A 1458-nucleotide genomic window follows, 5' to 3' on the forward strand; every position below is an offset into this window, starting at 1 on the left:
CATGGACTTCGCGCTGGGGCATATCCAGCAGGATTTCATGAACATGTGGGCGCTGGGCAGCTTCCAGGGCGAATTCAATGCTACCGATGTAGTGAAGGATACCTGGACGCCGGAGAACCCCAACGCCAAATACCCCCGCTATACCTGGGCCGACCAGCTGAACACCAAAAACTACGACCGTCCCAGCAGCATGTTCTGGGCCAATTCCAGCTACCTCTGCTTCCGCGACGTTTCGCTGAGCTACAAGGTGCCCTCCCACATCCTGAAACCGGCGCGCATCAACGGGCTCACGCTCACCGTTACCGGCCAGAACCTGGGATACATCACCAACAGCCAGATCAACCTGCCCGAACGCACCGGCAGCCAGAACAGTGCTTACATCATCCCGACGCAGCTGATCTTCGGGGCCAATCTTCAATTCTGATAACCGATCTCAATCAATTCCGACATGAACAAACTACAATACATATTCCGGGTGCTGGCCATCGCCGTCGTCCTCACCTCCTGTCATAAAACGCTGGAACTTACGCCGGAAGACTATTTCGGCGACGGCAACTTCTGGAAGAACGAAGTACAGGTCACCAATTTCATGGTGGGCCTCCACAAACAGTTCCGCGATAACCAGTTCCAGTTTTTCCGGCTGGGTGAAATGCGCGGCGGCGGGATGAGCAATGTAGACGTACAGAATACATCGCTCAACGAGCTCCAGATCATCGAACAGCGCATCGAGGAAAACTCCGCGGGCGTAGGCGGCTGGGCAGGCTTTTACGGCCCGATCCTCCAGCTGAACCTCTTCATCCAGAAAGTAAATGAAGTGGCATTCCTCCCCGCGGAGAAAAAGAATTACCTCCTCGGCCAGGCGTATGCCATGCGTGCCTATTATTACTTCCACCTCCTGCGGACGTACGGCGGCGTGCCTATCCGTACCGAACCGGAAGTGCTGAACGGGACCATCGATGTGGTGAGCCTGCGCAAGGCGCGGTCTTCCGAAGCGGATGTGCTGGCCCTCGTGAAAAGCGACGTGAACGAATCGCTGCGGCTTTTCGGCACGGCGGCATCGGCCGACAAAACCCAGTTCACGCCCAATGCGGCGCGCATGCTCAAGGGCGAGGTTTTCCTGTGGTCTGCCAAAGTGTACAATAATACCGCCGATCTCGGTGAGGCGAAAGATGCGCTGGACGCCATCAGCGGAACCCAGCTGCTTCCCTCGTTCGCCAACGTGTTCGCCTACAACAACAAAGGCAACAACGAAATCATCTTCACCATCCGTTACCGTGTGGCGGAAGCGGAGATGAGCGTGGCCACTTTCACTTATTCCACCTTCAACTTCAACGGCCTGCATTACAAGGATTCGTTGGTAAGCGAAGGCGTGGGCAATTTCCTGACCGATCCGCTGAAGATCGCCGAAACGAACTCGCAACAGATCATCCAGCGGTACCGGTATACGTTTGAACTGTT

2 protein-coding genes are annotated in these 1458 nt (G+C 55.8%); both read left to right on the forward strand.

Annotation, left to right across the window (positions count from 1 at the left end; genetic code table 11):
• Nucleotides 1–424, forward strand: a 424-nt coding sequence (locus Q0510_RS14335) for a hypothetical protein (RefSeq protein ID WP_298713043.1), incomplete at its 5' end; no start/stop codon positions are given.
• A gap of 24 nt (nt 425–448) precedes the next feature.
• Nucleotides 449–1458 (forward strand): RagB/SusD family nutrient uptake outer membrane protein (locus Q0510_RS14340; protein ID WP_298713044.1); only part of this gene is annotated, 1010 nt, incomplete at its 3' end.

The organism is uncultured Chitinophaga sp., from assembly GCF_937874145.1.
In the GTDB taxonomy this organism is placed as follows: Bacteria; Bacteroidota; Bacteroidia; order Chitinophagales; family Chitinophagaceae; genus Chitinophaga.